Raw genomic sequence first — 524 nt, forward strand, 5'->3', positions numbered from 1 at the left:
GCTTTTAATAGATGATGATGCACTATTAGTCTTGAAAATATCACTTTGAACTGTACTCATCAATTACACAGTCAGCAACAAGAAGAAGGCAAATTTGGCTTCTCATTACCTTATGAAGGTGGCGATATTTCTTTTGATAATCATTGGCAAGACGATTGGTGTACCATTTTTGTCGACAAGCGCATGGACCATTTGAAAGATGAGTTGCTAAATAGAGGGCTATGGGATGCCAACGATATCAAAGTATATGACAAAGTGCGACGTCAAATTGTGGCGGAATTAGAAAAGCATCAAAGTAAACCGTCTTTATTACATGGTGACCTATGGGGTGGTAATTATATGTTCTTACAAGATGGTCGTCCGGCGTTATTTGATCCAGCGCCATTATATGGTGACAGAGAATTCGATATCGGTATTACAACGGTATTTGGTGGTTTTACGAGTGAATTTTATGATGCGTATAATAAACATTATCCACTCGCAAAAGGTGCATCCTATAGACTTGAATTTTATCGTTTATATTT

Annotated in this window: 1 protein-coding gene; it reads left to right on the plus strand. The window is 37.2% G+C overall.

The features are described 5' to 3' along the window. Positions 1-45: 45 nt before the first annotated feature. The coding region (locus tag LB823_RS23580; protein ID WP_224652206.1) for a fructosamine kinase family protein at positions 46-524 on the plus strand (479 nt) is incomplete at its 3' end.

This window comes from Tsukamurella sp. M9C (assembly GCF_020169415.1).
Lineage (GTDB): Bacteria > Actinomycetota > Actinomycetes > Mycobacteriales > Mycobacteriaceae > Tsukamurella.